General features: G+C 56.9%; 16 protein-coding genes and 1 pseudogene. 13 read left to right on the top strand and 4 right to left on the bottom strand.

Going from position 1 to position 19,509, the window contains the following annotated elements; genetic code table 11:
* The first annotated feature begins 111 nt into the window (after window positions 1-111).
* From AC13Q5_RS34215 to iolG (AC13Q5_RS34190), 6 genes and pseudogenes are all read left to right on the top strand, one after another.
* Window positions 112-1,500 (top strand): aminotransferase class III-fold pyridoxal phosphate-dependent enzyme, encoded by a 1,389-nt coding sequence (locus AC13Q5_RS34215; RefSeq protein WP_488504835.1) that lies wholly within the window; start codon window positions 112-114, stop codon window positions 1,498-1,500.
* Window positions 1,501-1,567: 67 nt separating this feature from the next.
* The gene (locus AC13Q5_RS34210; RefSeq protein ID WP_488504834.1) at window positions 1,568-1,912 is read left to right on the top strand and encodes an EthD domain-containing protein; all 345 of its coding nucleotides are present in this window, start codon (window positions 1,568-1,570) and stop codon (window positions 1,910-1,912) included.
* 82 nt (window positions 1,913-1,994) lie between these two features.
* Window positions 1,995-3,234, top strand: a pseudogene (locus AC13Q5_RS34205) (NAD(P)/FAD-dependent oxidoreductase); the annotation flags it as partial.
* Window positions 3,235-3,333: 99 nt separating this feature from the next.
* Entirely contained in the window at window positions 3,334-4,368 is a 1,035-nt protein-coding gene (locus tag AC13Q5_RS34200) for a LacI family DNA-binding transcriptional regulator (RefSeq protein ID WP_488504833.1), read from the top strand.
* Between the two features lie 117 nt (window positions 4,369-4,485).
* Complete coding sequence (locus AC13Q5_RS34195; protein WP_488504832.1) at window positions 4,486-5,505, top strand: Gfo/Idh/MocA family protein; 1,020 nt, start codon at window positions 4,486-4,488, stop codon at window positions 5,503-5,505.
* A 1-nt stretch (window position 5,506) separates the two neighbouring features.
* Window positions 5,507-6,496: an inositol 2-dehydrogenase gene (gene iolG / locus AC13Q5_RS34190; protein ID WP_488504831.1), complete on the top strand. Its 990-nt coding sequence runs from the start codon at window positions 5,507-5,509 to the stop codon at window positions 6,494-6,496.
* A 49-nt stretch (window positions 6,497-6,545) separates the two neighbouring features.
* Here the strand turns inward: iolG (AC13Q5_RS34190) and AC13Q5_RS34185 are convergent, their stop codons facing one another.
* From AC13Q5_RS34185 to AC13Q5_RS34175, 3 genes are all read right to left on the bottom strand, one after another.
* Window positions 6,546-7,565, bottom strand: a complete 1,020-nt coding sequence (locus AC13Q5_RS34185) for a LacI family DNA-binding transcriptional regulator (RefSeq protein ID WP_488504829.1) — start codon at window positions 7,563-7,565, stop codon at window positions 6,546-6,548.
* Between the two features lie 181 nt (window positions 7,566-7,746).
* The gene (locus AC13Q5_RS34180; RefSeq protein WP_488504828.1) at window positions 7,747-8,691 is read right to left on the bottom strand and encodes a sugar phosphate isomerase/epimerase family protein; all 945 of its coding nucleotides are present in this window, start codon (window positions 8,689-8,691) and stop codon (window positions 7,747-7,749) included.
* 21 nt (window positions 8,692-8,712) lie between these two features.
* Window positions 8,713-9,888: a Gfo/Idh/MocA family protein gene (locus AC13Q5_RS34175; RefSeq protein ID WP_488504827.1), complete on the bottom strand. Its 1,176-nt coding sequence runs from the start codon at window positions 9,886-9,888 to the stop codon at window positions 8,713-8,715.
* Window positions 9,889-10,426: 538 nt separating this feature from the next.
* Here AC13Q5_RS34175 and AC13Q5_RS34170 point away from each other — a divergent pair.
* The 4 genes from AC13Q5_RS34170 to iolG (AC13Q5_RS34155) all read left to right on the top strand — a co-directional run bounded on the left by AC13Q5_RS34170 (window position 10,427) and on the right by iolG (AC13Q5_RS34155) (window position 14,308).
* On the top strand, window positions 10,427-11,395 hold the full coding sequence (locus AC13Q5_RS34170; RefSeq protein ID WP_488504825.1) for a substrate-binding domain-containing protein: 969 nt from the start codon (window positions 10,427-10,429) through the stop codon (window positions 11,393-11,395).
* A gap of 68 nt (window positions 11,396-11,463) precedes the next feature.
* The gene (locus AC13Q5_RS34165) at window positions 11,464-12,471 is read left to right on the top strand and encodes an ABC transporter permease (protein ID WP_488504824.1); all 1,008 of its coding nucleotides are present in this window, start codon (window positions 11,464-11,466) and stop codon (window positions 12,469-12,471) included.
* Window positions 12,468-13,283, top strand: a complete 816-nt coding sequence (locus AC13Q5_RS34160; RefSeq protein ID WP_488504823.1) for an ATP-binding cassette domain-containing protein — start codon at window positions 12,468-12,470, stop codon at window positions 13,281-13,283. Before AC13Q5_RS34165 ends, AC13Q5_RS34160 begins: the two co-directional genes overlap by 4 nt.
* Window positions 13,284-13,315: 32 nt before the next feature.
* Window positions 13,316-14,308, top strand: coding sequence for an inositol 2-dehydrogenase (gene iolG / locus AC13Q5_RS34155; protein WP_488504822.1), 993 nt, complete (start codon window positions 13,316-13,318; stop codon window positions 14,306-14,308).
* Window positions 14,309-14,683: 375 nt separating this feature from the next.
* On the opposite strand, the gene AC13Q5_RS34150 is transcribed toward iolG (AC13Q5_RS34155), so the two are convergent.
* Window positions 14,684-15,718: a LacI family DNA-binding transcriptional regulator gene (locus AC13Q5_RS34150; protein WP_488504821.1), complete on the bottom strand. Its 1,035-nt coding sequence runs from the start codon at window positions 15,716-15,718 to the stop codon at window positions 14,684-14,686.
* Window positions 15,719-15,883: 165 nt separating this feature from the next.
* On the opposite strand from AC13Q5_RS34150, the gene AC13Q5_RS34145 reads away from it, so the two are divergent.
* From AC13Q5_RS34145 to AC13Q5_RS34135, 3 genes are all read left to right on the top strand, one after another.
* Window positions 15,884-17,449, top strand: coding sequence for a sugar ABC transporter ATP-binding protein (locus AC13Q5_RS34145; RefSeq protein ID WP_488504819.1), 1,566 nt, complete (start codon window positions 15,884-15,886; stop codon window positions 17,447-17,449).
* Between the two features lie 14 nt (window positions 17,450-17,463).
* Window positions 17,464-18,453 (top strand): ABC transporter permease, encoded by a 990-nt coding sequence (locus tag AC13Q5_RS34140; protein WP_488504869.1) that lies wholly within the window; start codon window positions 17,464-17,466, stop codon window positions 18,451-18,453.
* Window positions 18,454-18,566: 113 nt separating this feature from the next.
* Complete coding sequence (locus tag AC13Q5_RS34135; RefSeq protein WP_488504818.1) at window positions 18,567-19,490, top strand: sugar ABC transporter substrate-binding protein; 924 nt, start codon at window positions 18,567-18,569, stop codon at window positions 19,488-19,490.
* Window positions 19,491-19,509 lie beyond the last annotated feature (19 nt).

The raw sequence follows: 19,509 nt of genomic DNA, 5'->3' as shown, positions 1-19,509 counted from the left end.
TTAAAACGACTGACTGCAACAATCCGAAAACAATCACCGGGCCGCCCATTGGCGACCCGACGGGGCGAGCTTTTGCCTGCTTGCACTGAACAACCCAGAGGAGACCTGAAAATGTTAAATATCAACGACCGCTTGAATCAATGGGACCGCGATCACTTCATCCACCCAGTAACGGCCTACGGTGGGCATGAGAGGGGCGAGACGCCCGCCAAGATATTCGAGACAGGTGAGGGCGTCTTCGTAGTAGACAGAGACGGCCGGAAGTATTTGGACGCTTTTGCTGGCCTATGGTGCGTCAACGTCGGCTACGGCCGCAAGGAAATTGCAGAGGCAATATCCGATCAAGCTCATCGTCTAGCGTATTTCAACGCGTACTTTGGGAACGGAACGGAAGCTGCAATCACGCTTTCGCGCATGATTGCCGAGCGGACGCCCGATGGCTTGAGCCACGTGTACTTCGGGATGAGCGGATCTGACGCCAACGACACGAACATCAAGTTCGCGTGGTACTACCACAACGTTCGGGGCAACCCCGAAAAAAAGAAAATCATCTCCCGCAAGAATGGCTTCCACGGCCTAACCTCGCTGACCGCAGGTGTAACGGGAATTGCGATGTACCACGAGGCCTTCAACGTGCCGCTTCACCAGGCGTTGACGGCAAGCTCTCCGTATTACTATCGCAGAGATTCACGCCACATCGAGCTGACCGAGGAGGAGTACTCTGACTTCCTCGCCGACGAGCTTGATCAGATGATCGTGTCGGAAGGCGTAGACACGATCGCCGCGTTCATCGCCGAGCCGTTGCAGGGATCAGGTGGAATCATTCCTCCGACAAAGGGGTACTGGGATAAGATCCAGAAGGTCCTGAGAAAATATGACATCCTCTTGATTCTTGACGAAGTCGTCACTGGATTTGGACGCCTCGGAACCATGTTTGGTGCTGAATTCTACGGGATTGATCCTGACCTGATGTCCGTTGCGAAGGGGCTGACCTCGGGTTACGCGCCGCTCTCTGCATCGATCGTTCATGACCGTGTATGGAAGGTGCTGGCAGAAGGTAACGACCGCCTGGGACCGATGAAGCACGGTTGGACCTATTCGGCGCACCCCGTTTCAGTCGCGGCAGGCGTCGCAAACCTCAAACTTATCGACAGCATGGACATCCTTTCCAACGTCCAGTCGGTCGGAGCTTATTTCCGTGCAGCGCTGAGAGACCGACTGTCTACGCATCCGTTCATCGGCGATATACGTGGGGAAGGAATGGTCGCCGCATTGGAACTCGTCGAGGATAAACCAAGCAGGCGCGCATTTGACCCATCGCTACGAGTTGGGGGCCAGCTTGCCGCGGCTATGCTTCAAGATGGTGTCATCGCCCGAGGTATGAACGGTCTCGACATTATTGGCTTGGCACCGCCGCTTTGCCTCTCACGGAGTGAGGCCGACAAGATCATCGATGTCATCGAGAGTGCGCTGAAGACTGTCAAAACCACCGCGGCATGAAGGTACCCGGCTGAGGACGAGGCGAGCGGCAATCGGTCGCGCGCCTCCAACACCAATAGGGGTAAGAATGGAAAATCAACTAATAGTAACTCGTTTCGGTATTCTCGAGGGCAGCTACGCTGGCAATCTGGAAGCTCTTCACACCGCTATACAGAGGGAGTTGGTTCCGCTGTGGCGGCAACTTCCTAACCTACTTGCGCTGCGCGTTATACGCGGCCTCTCCGCTGATGAAAATGCGCCGAGTATCATGCTTGTTGTAGAGATGGATTTTCCGTCTCTGGAAGCGCTGGAAGCCGCTCTAGCCTCGCCACAGCGGGGCGCCGTTCGCGAAAAGAGCGCGGAGTTGTTTCATCAGTTCGAAGGGAAGCTCTATCATTTGGTCACACAGCGCTTCGTCGACGTGTCGCTGTAGTCCGGTTCGCTACTGTAAAGTTTCGGCCCTATAGAGCAAGCGCCACAAAGCCGTCGGGTGATCGCCTAGCTGCCGAGAAACAGATATTAGTCTGATCGGTTCCGAACCGCATCCGCCCTATAACCGCCCACCACTTTCAAAGGGTGTTCTTCTCGGGAAATCCGGTTTGGCCGACTGCTCAATCTGGCCTGTTGACGATCGCGTGAAGGGAGAACCCGATTTCATCACAGTCGGCGGGCAGAATCTTTAGACGTCAAGTCCAAGACCGTCAGGCTAGGCGAACTTGTCGTGCCCTACGACAAGCTCGTGCTGGCGACGGGATCACGGGTGCGCAGCCTTTCCGTTCCCGGTGCGAATGCGAGTGGAGTATTTACGCTTCGAACGTTCGACGACGCCGCAAAAATCGCGAAAGAGTTTCAGAAGGGGCGACGATTGCTGGTGGTAGGGGGCGGGTTCGTAGGTCTGGAAATCGCAGCAGCCGCCCGTTCGAGGGGGTTGGAGACTGTGGTAGTGGAGGCAACGAAGCGGCTGTTGTCCCGAATTGTACCAGAAGAGATCGCTTCAATGCTCGCGCAGCGTCATATGGATGCCGGGGTCTCTTTTCGTGTCGGATCCATGGTCGAAGAATTTGTGGCAACCCGGGCAAACAAATTGAAGGGTGCTGTACTTTCAAATGGTGAGACGGTGCCGTGCGACCTCGCGATCATCGGTGTTGGTGCGACTGCGGACACTGAGCTTGCGAGAGCCGCGGGTTTGGATGTCCAAGTCGGCATCCGCACGGACGCCTCATTGCGCACCTCCGCGGAGAGCATATTCGCATGCGGCGATGCTGTGTCGTTCTGGCATCCGTTGTTCGAACGCTACGTGCGTGTGGAAGCTGGCATAACGCAGAGAACCACGCGCGCGTCGTCGCTAGTCAATTGCTTGGCCAAACCGCCGTCTGTGACGATGTGCCCTTTTTCTGGTCCGATCAATATGACCGCTCGATGCAGATTGTCGGGATTTCGCACTTCGGTAGTGAATTTATTACTCACTCTATCGGGAACGACGCCAGAATTCTTTATCATCTCGACGCTCGCGGTAAGCTGGTTGGGGCAACAGCACTAGATCATGATAGTGTGATCGGCAAGAAAATTTCAGAGGCCCGTCGGCTTATCTCCAAGGGGGTAAAGCTCGGCTTTGCAGATTTCAAGCAAGGCCCTTTGTGGTGCCGCGCGACGCTGGTTCATCTCTGTGGCGGTTCGACTGAACCGCTCGCAGGAGCCTGCTGCTCGTGCGACGGTGGCACAGAGGCGCTGGTCGCGTTTGATTTGATCCGTTGATTGATTTACATCATTGTGATTGGGTAACTGTCATCGCTTATGAGTAGATTTTTGACATTCACATAGGCGGCAACTTGATGCCTAGCTGCGGTGGAACGATTGGCAAAGCAAGTCACTCTGGCGGATGTTGCAAGGCTGGCGGGGGTTGCAACGGCAACTGTTGATCGGGTTGTCAACGATCGTGGAAATGTCAGTGATGAGGTCAGCCGCCGTGTGCTGGCGGCTGCCCGCAAGCTAGGTCTAAATCGGAAGCTGCCGGAACTTCATCGTCGCCTTGTAAGGATCGATGTCATCCTAGCGCGCCCGGAATTGCCGCTTATTGGACGGCTTTGTTTCGAATTCCGTCGGCTCGCATCGTCCTTGGATCGGTTCATCTCCATCCACCGCACAATGCTGGAGGACGAGCGTCCGGAAACGTTGGCACGAGCGCTGGTGAAGACCACCGCAGACGCCGTAGTGTCTTACATGCCGGATCACGCCTTGGTGCACTTAGCCGTGCAAAAACTGCGTACGAGGGGAACACCTGTCGTAACTGTCGTTTCCGACGTGCCTGGATCCGAGCGTATCGGCTATGCGGGCACGGACCACTATCAAGCGGGGCGGTCAGCCGCCTACTTCGTGACTCAAATGGCCCGCAGGCGGGGGCCGATCGCGATTTTATGCAATCAGCTCTCATTCCAATCGCATGCAGAACGTATCCGCGGATTCTCGGAATATCTTCAACAGCTCCCGTTCGGTTGGCATGTCTCAGAAATCCTTGAGGGGCAGGACGATAGGGATAAGTCCGAGCTCGCCTTGCGGGCGGCCTTCAGGAGCAAGCCGGATATTACGGCCGTTTACAATGTTGGTGCGGCAAATATAGCGGTGGCTAGCGCAATCCGCGCCGATCTTCTTTCGCACCGCCCAGTTTTTGTCGGCCACGAACTGACACACAATACGGCTACGCTGCTCCGCGAGGGAGTGATGTCTCTCACCATCGACCAAAGTCCGGAAATTCAGGTGCGTGTGGCAATCAACCTGATCCTCAAGCACTTTGAACTGGTCGAAGCGAGCCTGACGGTCCTCAAGCCGGAGGGGCAAGTCCCAATAGTGCTCTACGGGCCGGAAAACATCCCGGATCAACTGCCGTTCTGATCCTAATATGGCTGATTGAAATCAATCAGAAAAGTCATTGTAGGCCTTGACCCTTCCAGTCATTTTTCTTGCTGCGAATGACGCGTCGTACTTGCCGCGATCATTCCGGGAGGAGACATGATGAGCAAAATTTCTGGCCCAGTCCGCTGGGGAATCTTAGGCGCCGCAAGGATCGCCGATGGCGCAATCGTGCCGGGTATGACAAAGAGCCCCTATTGCGAGCCCGTGGCGATAGGCGCCCGCAGCCTTGAGCGTGCTGAAGAGATAGCTGCAAAGCACGGGATTTATCGTGCCTATGGTACCTACGAGGACGTTCTTGCGGATCCGGAGGTGGAGGCGGTCTATATTGCGCTACCGAACCACCTGCACATTGAGTGGACCTGGAAAGCGGCCAATGCAGGGAAGCATGTACTCTGCGAAAAACCCGCAGCGATGAGATCGGACGAGTTCGACAGGCTTGAAGGTATCAATCCAAGTCTGAAGATTTCCGAAGCATTCATGGTGCGGCAACAGCCGCGTTGGATAAAGCTGAGAGAGATCCTGAAGAGCGAAGAGTTTGGGCGTCCGCTGACCTTCTCCTCATTGCTGTCGTTCATGATGACGAACGAGGCGGACTTTCGGCAGAAGCCCGAGTTCGGAGGCGGGGCTTACTACGACCTCGGCTGCTACGCTGCGATGACGGCGCGGTACGTCTTCGACGCCGAGCCGAAACGCATTTTCGCGGCGATGGAGAAGAACTCGGGCGGGATCGACATGTTCACGTCGGTGATCATGGATTTTGGCGCCGGCCGCCATGCGACCTTCATGGTGTCTCTGGCACAAGCGTCATCGCAATCAATTCAGATCGTCTGCGAGCGAGCTTTCATACAGTTGCCTCAGGCTTATGTGCCTTCGAGGGCCAACCCGAACGTGATCGCCGTCGACACTTCGGCCGACCATGCCAACTCGAATATTCACACGCTCGAATTCCCGCCTCTCGATCAGTACGAGGAGGAGGTCACGAACTTCTCCAAAGTCATCCGCGGCGAGGACGTTCCTTATTTTGATCTTGCAGACGCTCGTGCCAACGCCGCGGTCGCGGATGCTGTTTTTGAATCGGCCAAGTCTGGCGCTTGGATCGACGTGAAGGGAAACTAGAGTGGCTATCAAACTCGCACTGATCGGCGCAGGCCGTATCGCCAATGTTCACGCCAAGGCAATCGCCGCCAGCGTAGACGCGCAGCTGGTTGCCGTCACCGACCCAATCGCGAAGGCAGCGGAGGCTCTCGCGAAGGCTTTCGGCTGTATCGCCAAGGATCCTGACGCGATCGCGACCGACAAGGATATCGATGGTGTCCTTATCTGCACCCCAACTGACACTCACGCCGACCTGATCGAGAAATTCGCCAAGTCCGGGAAGCACGTCTTCTGCGAGAAGCCAGTGGATCTCGAGCTCACTAGGGCCAAGGAAGTTGTGGCAATCGCAAAGACCGCTGGCGTAAAGCTTATGCTCGGCTTCAATCGCCGCTATGATCCGAATTTCGCAGGCGTCCGCGCCGCAATCGACGCAGGCCAAATTGGCGACGTGGAGATGATGACGATCACGTCTCGAGATCCCGGCGCACCAGATATGTCCTACGCAGCTTGTTCAGGCGGCATTTTCCGCGACATGACAATTCATGACCTGGACATGGCCCGATTCATGCTCGGCGAGGAACCAGTCCTCGTATCTGCACACGCGTCTGTTCTGGTGAAGCCGGAACTGAAGGACATCGGCGACTTCGACAGCGCCACGGTTATTCTGGAAACCGCATCCGGCCGTCAAGCGGTTATCAACAACTCGCGTCGGGCGACCTACGGCTATGATCAGCGGGTTGAGGTTCATGGCTCGCGTGGTTTTGCCAAGGCAGAGAACCAGTTGGAAAACACCGTCGTCATCGCCAGTGAAAAAGGTTACGTCAGCGCTCCGCTGCAGAACTTCTTCATGACACGATATACCGCGTCGTATGCTGGCGAAATGGCCGAATTCATCGCCTGCCTTAAAGAGAGCCGTGAACCCGCAACCAATGGACGGGACGGGGTGCTGGCGCTGAAGCTGGCCAATGCCTGCGTTGAATCAATCAAGCAGGGCAAACGCATTGCGGTCTGATGGAAATCATAGAGGCCCTTCACACAGTCGGGCCTCATTCTAAGGAATGCTATTCGGAAGCTAAGCGACGCTGATCCGAGGTGCGACGGACGACAAGCGATGGGGCGATCAAAAGATGGAGGGCGGGCTGGTTCGGCTTTTCCATTCTCGAGATTAGAATGTTCAGGCTTTGCGTCGCCATGTAGTCAATTGGCTGCCTGATCGTAGTGAGGGACATCGTTTCCGATTCAGCGAAAGGAATGTCGTCGTACCCCACGAGCGCAATGTCATCGGGAACTTGGATGCCTTCCTTCAGCAGACGGCTGAGGACGCCGGCGGCTTCTAGGTCATTTGAAGCAAAAATAGCCGTCGGTCGATCCCGTTCACCGAGGATAGCCTCGGTCGATGCCACTCCACCATCGAGCGTATGGCGCCCCGGATAGACCTTGGGCGTAAGTCCTTCCGCTTGCATAGCGGCGCAATATGCCTCCCGGCGGCGCTGCGAACCTGCACTTGGCCCACCGTCGATGTGCACAATCTTGTGGTGCCCATTTTCTATAAGATGTTTCACGATGAGCGACGTGCCCAATCGGTCGTCATTACTGACGCTGTCGACACGCTCGGTCGATAAATGGCGGCCAAAGTAGACCACTGGGATGTGACGGGCTACCTTTTCAACATAGGCCGTGGACTCCGGAGAACCTATAAGAACCAGCCCCGCCACACGCTGGGCGACCAGTGACTGAATCGGCTTTTCCGCCTTTGCGTCCGAATAGCCCTCGATGGAAAGCAGCACGTCAAATCCTTTTTCCCGAGCGATGGCATCGACGCTTTTCGCAACCGTCGCCGTGAAGGGGTTTAGGATGTCCGAAAGAAGGATGCCGATCGTCCGCGTGCCACTGCTCGCGAGCCTTCGTGCGGACAAATCTGGCGTGTAGTTGAGCTCCTCCGCAATCTTGAGAATGCGGGCTCTCTTTTCTGGCTGCACACCAGGTTCGCCCCTTAGCGCCAAGGATGCAGCCGAGCGTGAGACCCCGGCGCGTTCCGCGATGTCCTCCAAGGTTAGCTTAGACGCTTCTTTTTCCATCATTCCTCAGCTGCGGCACGAGGCCGACTTGTCGATTGATACTGAAGTTTACAAGAATCGGCATCAAATGCACACGGGTCAGCGCTGGTTATCCGCATGTCCCAACGCAATCAAGTTTGCTGGATGCCCTTGAAAGGCGACGCCTCTCGGAACTCTCGAAGTTCCCGAGAGGCAGTGAGTTCGGTCATTGGGCATCAGTGACGGACTGGTTGATGCAGAAGCGGAGTGTGGCTGCGGACGTCGCTACAGCGTCCTCAGCGCCGAGCGAATAGTCCTCATTCTCGATGGAAATCACGTCGTCGTAGCCCACGCCGCGAAGGGCTCGAACGATGTCCAACCACGCACGCACCGAACTGCCGTGGCCAAGAGAGACGAAATTCCAGAAGCGCGGGCCGACTGGCACAACATGCTTGGTATCAAGGAGTCCGTTGACTCGGGCAGCAGCCTCGATTCGGGAGTCCTTGCCGTGAACATGGTAGATGCACTCGCCGAGCGTCTGGATGGCCGAAACGGGATCGCCTCCCATCCAGATCAAGTGCGAGGGATCGAAGTTCACTCCAACGACAGGGCCGATTGACTCCCGCAGACGGAAGAAGCTCTCGGAGTTGTACACGACCTGGCGGCCATGCTGCTCGACGCAAAGCCGGATCCCAGCGGCTTCGGCCTTCGGTGCAAATGACTTCCACCAAGGAATGACGCGCTCGTTCCACTGCCACTCCAGGATCTCCATGGCTTCCAGCGGCCAGGAGGAGGTGATCCAGTTTGGATTGCTGTCGCCGGGGCCGCCGGGTAACCCGGACATCATGACGATGCGGCCCACACCGAGTAGCTTGGCCAGTTCCACAGTCTTGAATGCAAGCTTGGAGTCGTTAGGTCCGATATCGCCGGGGTGGACGGGATTTCCCGAACAATTGAGCGCAGAGATCGAAAGGCCCCGGTCGTTCAGTTTGCCGAGAAGATGCTCTCTTGCGGTAGCGTTGGCCAAGAGCTCGTCGATGTTTACATGCGGCGCGCTTGACCACCCGCCCATGCCAAACTCCACGCAGTCCATTCCGAGATCTGCCGCCTTTTCGAGGCAGTCGTCCAAGCCGAAGGCGCCAAAGCCGTCCGTATTCAATCCGATTTTCATGACAGTCTTCCTCGATCATTATCAGGCTGGTGAACGCTCAACCTTCACTGCGCTGTGACGGTCGGCCGATTCCTGGATGGCATCGAGGATCTCTGCAGCGCGGAGGCCGTCCAGCAACGTCCCGTTGGAAATTTCACGCCCTTCGGAGATTGCCGCAAGAAAGTCGTTCATCATGAAGCCGAACACTTCGGCGTAACCTGTGGCTACTCCATCGAAGGGAACAGGCAGCATCGCGCCTACATTCGGCGAAGAGGGGCGATTAAACACGGTCGCGAACGGAGTTTGGCCGGATCCGTCGAAACGCGCGATCTGGTACTGATTGATTGCCTGTGTCGAGAAGTGGGCAGATGCCTTCGTTCCAAACACCTCGAACGACAGCGTGTTGCCCATGCCAATCGCAACGCGGCTCGAAGAGAATACACCCTGGGCACCGCTTTCGAAGCGGAGGAGGGCGGACATCACATCGTCGTTGTCGACGGTGCGCGTTTCGGAACTCAGCTCAACGCGATTGTGACCCACTGTTGCAGAAGCAGGAAGAAAACGTTCTTTGATTGAGATCGTCGAGATCGACCCTGCAACCTCTGCCACTTCGCCACACAGGTAGCGAGCTGTGTCGATGGCGTGGGTGCCGATATCCAAGAGAGCGCCCGGTCCTGCTCGCTCGCGCTCGTAGCGCCACGAATGAGGAAGTTGCGGGTCCGCCGCGTACTCGCATTGGAACTGAACTAGGATATTGACGACATCTCCCAGCTCGCCAGAGGCAATGAGGTTTCGAATCTCGCTTACTGCCGGAATACGGCGATAATTGAAAACCGTGGCTGCGCAGACCGAGCTAGATTTGGCTTGGTCGTAAAGACGCTTCGCATCTCTGGCGGAAAGCGCTAACGGCTTCTCGCAAAGCACATGCTTTCCGGCGGCCAGTGCCGCCTCTACTGCCTCCACGTGAAGAAAATTCGGCAACGCGACACTGACAATGCCAATCTTGGGGTCGGCGATCACGTCTTTCCAGTCTCCAACCGTCCGGGCAAACCCGAAGCTTTGAGCCAGTCTGGCGGCCATGGCCTCATTTGGATCTGCGACAATATCGAGGGATATGCCCGGAAGCCTGGCCGCAAACTGCGGCAGGTGGGTTCGATAGCCAAAAGCGTGAGCAGCGCCGATCATTCCGGCGCCAACGATGCCGATTCCATATTCCATACTGATCCTCCCTGCGCACTCCTCCGAGTGCGGCAACAAATTTCCCATGAACAAATATGAGAGCGCTCCAAGTCCGTCAATCCGAAATCTCAGCCCTACGGTAAATGAAGTTGGTCATCTTGACCGGAGCGAACGTGGAGAAGGGTCCGCTAGGATCGTCGCTTTTAGGCCTCTGGCAGATTGTTCTTCCGGTAAATCCCTGATGGCGCGTTGATTCTCGTATCCTTTCCTCTTCATGGATCCGGGATATCCGCTTGCGTTTCGCCTGGACGTTACCAGAAAAGGTCTGTCGCCAAATGAGAAACTTAGTTGACAGACTTGGAGCGCTCCCATAATTCTAGCGCTCGGAAGGCTTTTGGGAGGAGGCTGAGAGCGAAGTTGTCTCGAACAGCGGGAAGCTGCCAATCTGAGGACAGCTGAACTCATTCCCCAAAACACGAATACCAATCGACCTGCTTTGACGCGGTTGGCTGGGAGGGGCGCTGAAGCGCTGTTGAGGAGCGTCTGTCGCGTGACGGACTACAAAGGGAGCGAGAATATGAACTGCAAGAAAATGTCCAAGGTCCTGGTTGCGTCCTTTGCGGTCGGACTGGGTGCTACGGCGGCTAGTGCGGCCGATATCGCCGTGATCGCTGGCTCAGCCCAGGACGCGTTTTTCAATATCGTCAAGAAGGGTGTTGATGACGCGTCTCTCGTTGTTCAAGCGAACGGGGGCAAGGTGTCATACATGACAGTGCCCAGCTACGATAACTTCGGCCCTGACCTTGTGAGCTTGATCAATACGGCTGTCAGTCAGAACGTTCAGGGCATCGCGATTCCGATCTGGGTCCCGGACGCACAGGTTCCAGCCTTGCAGGAAGCTGCCAAGAAGGGCATCAAGATCATGATGTACAACTCGGGCGCTGACAGCAAGGAGAAGGTCAGCGGCATCAACTACTTCGGATCCGACGAGAAGACCGCTGGTGTTGCCGGAGGAGAATACATGGCAAAGCATGGGTCGAAGAAGATCCTTTGCGTCATTCACGTGCCCGGTGCCGTCAATTTGGAAACCCGCTGCAATGGCGTCGAAGAGGGAGCGAAGGCCAACGGTGCCGAAGTCGTTCGCCTGCCTCTGCCAGCAAGCCTGGACGCGAACACGGCTGGCACTGCCGAAGCGATCAAAGCCGAGCTGCTGCGGGATCCGGACCTCAGCTCGGTTATCACGCTCGGCGCGCCTGTAGCTGACGCTGCGGCGATGGCAATCCAACAGGCTGGTGTTGCCGACAAGGTCAAGCTTGGAACCTTCGATATGAGCGCTGCCGTACTCGGCCGCATCAAGGACGGGAGCCAGGCAATGGCCATCGATCAGCAGCCCTACGCGCAGTCGTTCCTCGCGACGACGATGCTGGCGGCAAATATCGACTTCGGCATTGATCTTGCGACTGACCCGGTCCTGACTGGTCCTGCAATCGTCGACTCGTCGAACATTGACGCAGCGCTGAACGGCGTCTCGAAGGGCGCTCGCTAATACTCCGACGAAGACATTCGGCCCGCCGATGCGTGCGGGCCGTCTCATAGCAAATTGGGAGGTCCAGAATGGGAAGCCTATCGATCGTTAATCTCTTGAGGCGGCCTGAGATGGGGGCGTTTCTTGGTATGGCCTTCGTCGCTATCTTCTTCACTGTCTTCGGCGGCAAGCTGTTCTTATCACCGCAAGGAATTGCGAGCTGGCTCAATGTGGCGGCTAATCTGGGAATCATCGCCGTGCCGATCGGGTTCCTGATGATCGCGGGAGAGCTGGATATCTCCATCGGTGCGATGGTGCCCGCGTCATCGATGTGCATTGCGATACTGTCTGGCTACTACGGACTTCCGATCGCTGTGGGGATTGCTGTTACGCTTGCGTTCGGCGTGTTGGTGGGCTTCATCAACGGAATGATGGCGATCCGCACAGCAGTGCCGTCCCTGATCATTACCATGGGCACGCTATTCGCCGTTGCAGGCCTGGTGCTATTCCTGTCGATCATGCTCACCAAGACGACTTCGCTCTCCATGCCTTCTCCGCCTTGGGCCAAGGCTCTTTTCGGGAGCTATATCGGCAACGGCTTCCAGGTCATGGTGCTGTGGTGGCTTGGATTGAGTGCGATCTATTTCTTCTTCCTTCACCTCTCTCCGTGGGGCAATTGGCTTCTAGCGATGGGCGGCGACCGGGTATCGGCACGCAATGCGGGCATCCCGACCCAGAAGCTTACAGTGTTCCTTTTCGTGCTCTCCTCGGTGTCCGCATCCTTTGTCGGAATGTCGCAAACGATCATGTATGGCTCGGCGCAGGTGTCGACTGGGCAGTCGTTCATCTTCAACACAATCATATCCGTGGTGGTCGGCGGCGTCTTGCTTACCGGGGGCTTTGGATCTGTCATCGGCATCCTGTTCGGCACTGTTACGTTTGCGATCGTCAACCAGGGCATATTCTACACTACCTTCGACCGCAATCTGTCGAGCCTGATCATCGGGATCATGCTTCTGATCGCGGTACTGATGAACAACACGTTCCGCCGGATGGCACTGAACTACAGCGGCAAGAAGAAGGGACCGCAGCAATGAGTACTCCTGTCCTCTCTCTGAAGAACGTCAACAAAAGCTTCGGTCCCATCGAGGTGCTCAACGACATCAGCATCGACATCAAGGCGGGGGAAGTCCTGTGTCTCCTCGGTGATAACGGTGCTGGCAAATCGACGCTGATCCGAATCCTATCTGGCGTGCATCAGCCGACCTCCGGAACGATCCTGCTGGACGGCTCTCCGGTTAAGTTCGACACACCCCGTGCAGCGGCCGGGCAGGGCATTGCGACCGTCCATCAGTTCGGTGGGACTTTTCCGCTGATGTCCATCGGCCGAAGCTTTTTTGTTGGTGTCGAGCCCACCAAGGGTTGGGGACCATTCAAGGTCTTCGATCGCAAGAAGGCGAACGAGATCGCCATCAACGCGATCAGAGACTTCGGCATCACCAGAATCGACGATGGTGACCGTCTGGTCGGCGGCCTTTCAGGCGGTGAGCGTCAGTCTCTGGCAATCGCGCGCGCCGTTCATTTTGGTGCGAAGGTCCTAATCCTTGATGAGCCAACGGCAGCGTTGGGCGTCAAGCAGGCAACGCACGTTCTCAGGATCGTGAACGAAGCAAAACGGAGAGGTTTGGCGGTAGTTTTCATCACACACCAGGTCATGCACGCGATGGCCGTAGGCGATCATTTCGCCGTCCTTATTCGGGGATCTGTCGCAGATGACTTCAAAAAGGGCGAACGGACCCGTGAGCAAATAACCGATTTGATGGCGGGTGGTGAAACCATGGCGGACCTCGAGGCGCGGATCGACGGTGCTCATCTGGGCACGAAGAGCCGCGCTGTGCTGAGCGCCTGATCACGTACCTTTCGGATTGGAGTTGGATTGCAATGAATCGTTTAGGACTGATCGGCGCCGGCCGCATCGGGATTATTCATGGCATGAATGTCGTCGGAAGTTCCAGCGCATCACTGGTTGCGCTTTCAGACCCGGATGGCACGGCTGCCGATCGGCTTGCCAGCCGAACCGGGGCGGAGCGGCGCAGCGCAGAAGACATCGTAGCGGCGAGCGATATCGATGCCGTCCTTGTCTGCTCGCCCACCGACACTCACGCTGATCTGATCGAACGCTGTGCGCGCGCAGGAAAGGCGATTTTCTGCGAGAAACCGATCGACCTCTCTGTTGAACGCGCCCAGGATGCTGTCCGCGTCGCAGAGGAGGCGGGCGTCCCGCTGATGCTCGCATTCCAGCGCCGTTTCGACCCGCACCTCGGTACGCTCGAGCGGCGCCTGCGGGAGGGGGCGATTGGCCAGATTGAAATAATCACCATCACCTCGCGCGATCCCTCTCCGCCTCCAGTAAGCTACGTAAGGCGGTCGGGAGGGCTGTACCGAGATTCGATGATCCATGATTTCGACGAGGCTCGCTTTCTCCTTGGCGAGGAACCCACAGAAGTATTCGCTGTCGGGTCCTGCATGGTAGATCCAGAAATCGGAGATGCGAGCGACGTCGACACGGCTGCAGTAATCCTGAAAACATCATCGGGAGCGATCTGTCAGATTTCACTGTCGCGACGCGCAACGTACGGTCACGATCAGCGCGTGGAGGTCCTTGGCTCCAAAGGACTTCTGAGGACCGGAAATCTTCATGAAAATGAAGTGGAGATTGCGACTGACTCGGGATTTGTCCGCGCGCCAGTTCTCAATTTTTTTCTGGAACGCTACGCTGCCGCCTATAAGCTCGAGCTCGAGGTGTTTCTGCAGCATCTGACTAACGGAACGAGACCGACTCCTGGTGGAAGTGATGGCGTAAAAGCTTTGCGTCTGGCCGATGCTGCCCACCGATCGCGCGAAAGCGGTTTGCCTGTAAAGGTGGATCTTTGAACTGCGCTCGCTCTTCCAGCGCCGTGGTCGATGTCCCGGCCGACTGCACACTCAGCGAGCTGTGGAAGTAATAGGTTCCTACGCCGCAAAGGGATGTCACAAGTTGTTTGGACAGGTGCTCGATTGGAAAGCCCCAGAATTCCAAGGACAAGATTCTGCACGATCTCGGAGATAGCCTGTCTTACAGGATACGGGCGGGCGACCATCCATCGTGCCCTCAATAACGAGGGGTCCGTAAGGTTTGAGGTCCGTTCGGAGATTTCTGAAGCGGTGCACGTCCTCAATCAGCGGGCAATTGCGCGCTATGAGGCCGAACTGAAGCGTTATGTTTAGTGGTCGCCAATTCGATCACTGCGTGTCCTGGGGAGGCGCTTTTCAGATGTTGGCAGCGGTGTAAATCTCGAAAGGCAGGAATTGCTGCGAAACGGTAGGCGTCCGGTGAGTATCGAGAGCTTCTGCCATTGAACGAACGAGTGTATCTGCCAACAGACGTGCCGGATGCGACAGTACAACGCGAATGATGCCTTCTGCGAGGCCAGCGCGTGTCTCGTTCGTCAACTCGTGGGCCACCACGACAAGGCGCTTCGCGGCGGGCCCGCTGTGCTCGCGGAGCGCTCTCATGACCCCGGTGATGCCGCCGCCGGCTACATAGAGCCCTACCCAGTTTTCTTCGGAAGCAAGGAGTTTTCGGGTCATCTCGTACGCAACTTCTGGCTCTTCCCGCGTGCCGAACGTTTCCATCATCTGGAACTCTCTCTCGCTCTCGCGGAAATACGACCGGAAACCCATTTCGCAAAGCTCTTGCGAGAGATAGCGGTGGCTTCCGACGAAGACAGCAACCTTCCCAGGATTGGGGTTCACGTTGTCTATGAACCAAGCCGCTGTGCGTCCTTTCTTGACGCAGTCATTGCCGACATACCCCGCGCGGCCTCGTGCCGTGAGGTCAGAGATCATAGTGAAAACCGGAATCCCCTCGTTTTCGAGTCCGTCGACCGCGTGGTTTATCTGCGGATGATCTGAGGTGATGACGCCAATGCTATCCGCGTCGCGGCTCATTGCCAGAAGCGCGTCAGCTGTATTCTCGGGAGCAAGCTCGTCCACAAACCGGATGATGGGGCGTCCGTGAGCCTCCGGATAGGCTTCCACGGCTTTCGTCAGGACCTCCGCCCACATCTGGTAGAGCTTTCGGTGGGACTGTTTCAAAAGGAAGCCGAACTTGATGACAGGCTTGTCGTTTTCGAGTCGCTTCTTGATGGCTGTGACGCCATGGAAGCCAATCTTCTCTGCTGCTGACAAAACTCTCTCGGCGGTTTGCGGTCTGACGGGGTCGCGGCCGTTCAGAACTCGATCTACCGTTGAAACGCCTACGTTTGCAGCCTTCGCGAGGTCTGCGATCGTTGGTCTAGTCATCCAAATTCTCCCACGAAATGAAGGCCAATCTGAGAGAATTTGAGAGAAAAGTCCAGCGTCAAATTGACAGAAAGCCCAATTCCATGGTGATCTCCGTGCCGCTGGAGGAGCATTCAGTACTTTAGAACGACGCCTGACAATGGCGTGACTTTGGGAGGAGGGGCTATGCCCGCGGCCAACGGATCGGTGCGCCTTGTCGAGCGCAGTGAAGAACATCAGTCCGGATCATCGTCACTGGTTCTCGAAATGCGCAACATCACCAAGGCATTTCCCGGAGTTCTCGCACTCGACGGCATGAACCTGAAAGTGCGGCCGGGTTCCGTCCACGTGCTTGTCGGCGAGAATGGAGCTGGAAAATCGACGCTGATGAAGATCCTCAGCGGCACCCACACGATTGACGGCGGCGAAATCATCTTCAAGGGCGAAACTCTGAGCGCGCAGGACACTGCAGCAGCTCTGGATCGTGGGATCTCGATGATCCACCAGGAGCTCAGCCCCGTTCTCGACATGACCATTGCTGAGAACATCTTCCTCGGTCGTGAGCCAGCGGTGGCAGAGAAGGGCTTCATGTCGCGCTTCGTCGACTTCGCGAAGATGAACGCCGATACCAAGGCGCTTCTCGATCGGCTCGGCCTCAAGTATACGCCCGAGACCAGGATGCGGGATCTCTCGATCGCAGCCATGCAGCTGATCGAGATTGTCAAGGCTATCTCGCGCGAGGCGTCGCTGGTCATCATGGACGAGCCGACGTCGGCGATCAGTGACACTGAAGTCGCTATGCTTTTCCGGCAGATCGCCGATCTCAAGTCCGCTGGCGTGGCGATTATCTACATCACCCACAAGATGGATGAAATCTTCCAGATCGCCGACGACATCACCGTCATGCGCGACGGTCAGTTCATCGCGACAGCACCTGCAAGCGAATATGACGAAGGCAAGCTGATCTCCCAGATGGTCGGCCGCACTATTTCCAGCATTTTCCCGAAGGAAGAGGTGCCGATCGGCGATGTCGTGCTGGCGGTCGAGAACCTCTCGCGCGACGGCTCCTTCGAGAACGTCAGCTTCAACGTCCGTGCTGGCGAGATTGTCGGCCTGTCCGGCCTGATCGGCGCCGGGCGCACGGAAGTTGCGCGGGTGATCTTCGGGCTCGACGCGGCCACACGCGGATCTGTCACCCTTAACGGACAGGTGCTGAAGCTGAAGTCACCGAAGGATGCTATCTCGCACGGGATTGCAATGGTTTCCGAGGATCGGAAGGCAGAGGGCCTCGTTCTTTGCCGGTCGGTTGGCGAGAACATTTCGCTGGCAAATCTAAAGAAGTTCGCCGCGGGTCTCTTTGTCAGCGAGCGGCAGGAAGAGTCTGCTGCGCAACGCATGATCAAGATGCTGCAAATCAAGACTCCTAACACGGACATGATCGTCGAGAACCTGAGCGGCGGCAACCAGCAGAAGATCGTAATCGCCAAGTGGTTGCTCGGGGATCTGAAGCTTCTGATCCTTGATGAGCCGACCCGTGGGATTGACGTCGGCTCGAAATCCGAAATTCACCGCCTGATGACCGACTTCGCCCGCCAGGGCCTGGCGATCATCATGATCTCGTCGGAGCTTCCCGAAGTTCTTGGCATGAGCGACCGCGTCGTCGTCATGGCTGAAGGCAAGGTCGCTGGCGAACTGACAAGAAGCGAGGCCAATCAGGAGAGCATCATGCGCCTTGCAACGGGAGGACACTAATGAACACCGAACCCATGGCAGCGGGCGCTCCCGCCAAGGTTACAACGAAATCGAGCGGTCTGGATTTTGCCGCGATCTATCGCAAGTACGGCACGATCCTTATCTTCGTCGGCATCTGCATACTGGCGTCGCTTCTGAGCCCGACGTTCCTGACGGAAGCCAATCTTACGAACGTTCTGCGTCAGGTCGTGGTCGTCAGCCTTCTGGCCTGTGGCGTAACCTTCATCATCATCCTCGGACACATTGACGTGTCGCTTGGGTCGGTGCTCGCGCTTTGCGGTGTGATTTCCGCCAGCGTGATGGCGATGACGGGAAGCGTTATTCTGGCAGTCGTCGCGGGGGTAGCTGTCGGGAGTATCACTGGCATCATCAACGGCTTCATTATCACTTTCTTTCGCATTCCGTCCTTCATCATGACGCTTGCGATGACGACGGTGGCCCGTGGCGCCGTACTTCTCTACACGGGCGGATCCCCGGTGACTGGCCTCGGCGACTTTAAGATCATCGGGCAGGGCTCGCTCGGACCTGTGCCGATTTCGGTTCTCATTCTCGCCGTGCTGGTCGTTGTGTCATGGATCCTGCTCAACAAGACCAAGTTCGGCCGCTATGTCTACGCCGTCGGCGGCAATGAGCGGGCTGCGCGCGCTTCCGGCATCAATCCTGACAGCATCATCGTCAAGGCGTTCATCTTCAACGGCATCCTCTGTGCCGTCGCTGGTATCGTCCTGATGTCTCGCATCAACTCCGGGCAGCCGGCAGGCGGCGTCGGCTACGAATTCGACGCGATCACGGCTGTCGTCGTCGGTGGCACCAGCCTGATGGGTGGAACCGGAACAATCACGGGCACGGTCATCGGCGCGATGATCATCGGTGTCATCAACAATATCCTCAATCTGATGAACGTCAGCTCGTACTGGCAGCAGATCATCAAGGGACTGATCATCGCAGTCGCCGTCATCCTTGATGTTTGGACGAAATCGGCCCGCACCAAGAAGAAGGCCTGATCGAAAAGTTCCGGCACGAAGCCAATGCGCTCGAGCGAAGGACGAACTGTGTGTGTCGACGCCTGTGCGTCGGATCCAAACAACCTTTGAATATCAACGGGAGGAGACCCCAAATGAAACTGATTGCCAAGCTTGCACTCGCCTGCGCCGTATCCGCAGCTGCCCTTTCCGCCTCTAGCGCCTTTGCTGCCGACAAGTTTGTCGTTGGCTATGCCAACATGGCCGATACCGATGTCTTCGTCATGGCGCGCAAGAACGCCTTCATCGAGGCCTCGAAGTCCGATCCTGATGTCGAGATCAAGTTCACCGACGCCAACAACGACGCCAGCAAGCAGCTCGACCAGATCGACAACCTGATTGCCCAGAAGGTTAACGTCATCGTCGTCGTTCCGGTCGACTATGAAGGTATCGTTCCCGGCGTCGAAAAGGCCAACGAAGCCGGCATTCCGGTCGTCGCTCTCGGCATCCAGTCGGCGGGCGGCAAATACACCTTCGTCGGCTCGAAGAACATCGACGCCGGCAAGATGCAGGCCGAATACATGAAGGCCAACCTACCGAAGGACGCGCAGATCCTCTACCTGCAGGGCACGCCGGGTCTCTATCACTCGCAGGAACGATTGAAGGGTTTCCAGGACAATCTCGGTCGCCCTGACGTGAAGATCCTTGCGACGCTGTCCGGCAATTACGACCGCGCGGAAGGCATGAAGGTCACCGAAGACTGGATCCAGAGCTTTCCGAAGTTCGACGCCATCATCGCCGCCAATGACCAGATGGCACTTGGTGCGCGTGAAGCCCTCAAGGGCGCCGACCGCCTGAAGGGTGTGATGATCTCCGGCGTCGATGGCGTGCCGGACGCTCTGAACGCGATCAAGGCTGGTGAGATGTCGCAGACAATCTTCCAGAACGCTGGTGGCCAGGCTCGAGCCGCATTCGAAGTCGTAGAAGGCATCAAGAAGGGTGAGACGCCTCCGACCGAGAAGCTCGTGCCGTTCGAGTCTATCACCAAGGACAATGTCGATCAGTACATGAAGAAGTAATTCCTCCCGAGTGCGTGTC

The sequence above is a fragment of the Martinezella sp. CNPSo 3964 genome (assembly GCF_057784375.1).
The sequence above is the reverse complement of the archived record's forward strand: the minus strand, read 5'-3'. Positions and strand labels throughout refer to the sequence as shown.